Source organism: Pseudomonas sp. 05N431 (assembly GCF_056397005.1).
This window is the reverse complement of the sequence record NZ_JBFTMN010000044.1, coordinates 1-2,881: the sequence shown is the minus strand read 5'-3', so window position 1 is coordinate 2,881 and position 2,881 is coordinate 1. Positions and strand designations below refer to the sequence as shown.

Here is a 2,881-nt window from a genome sequence, read left to right as displayed (position 1 = left end):
CAACGCCGCCACAGCAGTCAGCTATCGCTGATGCCGGCAGCGGTGCAAAAGCACTTCGAGTACGACCCCGCCGACAACCTGATCGGCAAACTCGACCAGCAACCCGCCGCGCAACACCGCCAATTGCTGCACTACGACGCCACCGGCCGCATCATCGCCAGCCAGGACAGCCTGCACGGCCAGCGCGAAACCTTCGCCTACGACGCCGCCGCCAACCTGCTGGACCGCCCACAACCCGGCGCCGGGCTGGTGGTGCACAACAAACTGCTGACGTATCAGGACAAGCGTTATCGCTACGACGCGTTTGGTCGGCTGATCGAAAAACGCAGCGCTAAACGGGGCTTGCAACGCTTTGCCTACAACGCCGAAAGCCGGTTGATTGAAGTGCGCAACGAAAACGGCAGCGTGGTCAGGATGACCTACGACCCGCTGGGCCGGCGCATCGCCAAGACCGAACACGACAGCAAAGGTTATCCACTGGGAGAAACCCGCTTCACCTGGGATGGCCTGCGCCTGTTGCAGGAACATCGCCATCAGCAGACCAGCCTCTACCTCTACGAAGATGAAGGTTACGAACCCCTGGCCCGCGTCGACGGCACCGGCCCGCTGCAAAAAATCCGCTACTACCACAACGATCTCAACGGCCTGCCGGAACAGCTCACCGAAGCGGACGGCCACAACGTCTGGCAGGCGACTTATCGGGTGTGGGGCAACACGTTAGAAGAGGTGCGTGAGCCGTACTACATTGAAGAGCAGAACCTGCGATTCCAGGGGCAGTACCTGGACCGGGAGACGGGGCTGCATTTCAATACGTTCAGGTTCTATGATCCGGATGTGGGACGGTTTACGACGCCGGATCCGATTGGGTTGGCGGGGGGAATCAATCTTTATCAATATGGATATAACCCCGTAGGATGGGTGGACCCATGGGGTTGGAGTTGTGTCCAGTTCAAACGCTGGAAAAGAGGCGACGCTATTGATAAACCTCTGCCTAACGGCAAAGCTGCTGCATGGGACGTAGTGAGATCAAGGTATTGGAAGAATCGACACGAAGCCTCGAAAACTTCAGGTGAATTCAGCCCAGCCAATATGAGCCGAATGAAGCGTGGCTCGGCCCCCTTGGACGCAAACGGAAATTCGATGGAGTTGCACCATCACAACCCTCAACGCAATGGCGGAGTCGGCGTGAATAACCCGCGAAATTTACGTGAAGTCACACGGGAACAACATGCCGAACTTGATGAGTTCAGACATCTAGGAACCAAGTAATGACTGCAATAGAAATCGTGAAGCAATTTGTCGAAGCATCCATTTCGCCAAAAGAATTCGAAGAGAAAATTCATTCAAACTCATCAATTGAAGAGCTACTAAAAAGCGAGAAAAATTTACCAACTTATGTGGCAGAACCGGACCTATACACATACGCCATTAGTCAAAATTATGAAAATCTTGAATCCATATATAACACCCAAATTCTTCTAGCTGACTTTTTAAACAAGAAAAATATACCCCACAAGATCGAAAAAAAATATGAAGAGCTATTTAACCTAACGCTAAAAGTTCAGCCAAAATGGCTGTCCCTACCATCAGACTATCTATCCAGCCTCATTAAAGACAAGAAATCACTTAGCACCAAAGAGTTGCAACTATGGTTAAAGGAACAGATAAAAAGTGATTTTCGCTCTCTGAAGACACCACCTAAATGGCTCCAAAACCCCGAATGGCCTATACAGGATGGAAAACCAATGATTTTTTTGGGGCAACTCGATATTAGTGATTTAAGCCATGACAACTCTCAGGCGTATTTATTCTTTGATGAAATCAAAAGAACGTTCCATACGATCACACAATCTTGCTGAACAGTATTGACATTGAAAAATGTAGAATTAGACCATCCTCGGCGCCGTGCTGGCGGCGGCCAACAGCGTGATTTCATATTAAATAGTTCCATTGGAATGAGTGATGATCGAAAACAAATTCTCAGATGACGAAACTGCTATTATCTCAGCGGATCTGGATCATCTGGAATCCACTATCGGAAAGAAACTACCGCCCCACTTTCGAAACCATTACCTCAAGTACAACGGCGGCATGCCGGAACGAGCTTATTGGCTCAGCGAAGACTTTTTCGACCCCATCGAAGTCGCCTCTTTCAGGCCGATTACCTATGGTGAACCCACGCTGCTGTCCACCTATCAGTTGATGCTGAAGAAACAAGTTCTTCCTGCACATCTCCTTCCTTTCGCAGACGACCTGGGCGGCAATTTCTTTTGCTTGAACCTTGATTCGGGAGCCATCAGTTATTTCACGACTGACACGTTTGATAGTGACCGTAGCCCGGAAGAGAACCAGGCTGAATCCGAGAAGCCTATTTGCTCGAACTTCCTCCGTTTCGTTCAAGGACTGATCGATGAGGATGATGTGGACGAGGAATAAATGAGCGAATGCCACAGGGCTTGCTTCGAAACGCAAATCCTGTGGCGAGGGAGCTTGCTCCCGCTGGGCGGCGAAGCCGCCCCAAAACAGGCTGACGCATTCTCCAGATAAACCGCATCAGCCGGCTTACGACGGCTGCGCCCCCGAGCGGGAGCAAGCTCCCTCCCACGGATCGCCTACACCTCAAAAGCAGGCATGTAACCCGCCTTCACCGACCTGCAAGGCAACGCCCAGCCCCTGAGCTTCGCCTACGATGCCACCGGCCAGTTGCTCGCCGAAAACAGCGCCGCCGGCAGCCTGCACCACCACTACGACGAACTCGGCAACCTGATCCAGACCCAACTGCCCGACGGCCGCTGGCTCAATCGCCTGTACTACGGCAGCGGCCACCTGCACCAGATCAACCTCGACGGCCAGGTCATCAGCGACTTCGAACGCGACCGCC

The 2,881-nt window shown here is 52.3% G+C and carries 3 protein-coding genes and 1 pseudogene; all 4 read left to right on the top strand.

The genetic code is table 11. The annotated features are described in order from the left end of the window. A partial coding sequence (locus AC1DIG_RS29220; protein ID WP_477770096.1) for an RHS repeat-associated core domain-containing protein occupies positions 1-1,269 on the top strand: 1,269 nt, incomplete at its 5' end. Then, a complete protein-coding gene (locus AC1DIG_RS29215) occupies positions 1,269-1,859 on the top strand; it encodes a hypothetical protein (protein ID WP_477770095.1) in 591 nt (196 codons plus the stop codon). The genes AC1DIG_RS29220 and AC1DIG_RS29215, both read left to right, overlap by 1 nt. A 103-nt stretch (positions 1,860-1,962) precedes the next feature. Next, positions 1,963-2,436, top strand: coding sequence for an SMI1/KNR4 family protein (locus AC1DIG_RS29210; protein ID WP_477770094.1), 474 nt, complete (start codon positions 1,963-1,965; stop codon positions 2,434-2,436). Positions 2,437-2,643: 207 nt separating this feature from the next. Continuing rightward, positions 2,644-2,881, top strand: a pseudogene (locus AC1DIG_RS29205) (hypothetical protein); the annotation flags it as partial.

Coding starts and splice junctions, on each gene's coding strand:
- AC1DIG_RS29210 (WP_477770094.1), top strand. CDS start 1,963: ATGATCGAAAACAAATTCTCAGATGACGAAACTGCTATTATCTCAGCG.
- AC1DIG_RS29215 (WP_477770095.1), top strand. CDS start 1,269: ATGACTGCAATAGAAATCGTGAAGCAATTTGTCGAAGCATCCATTTCG.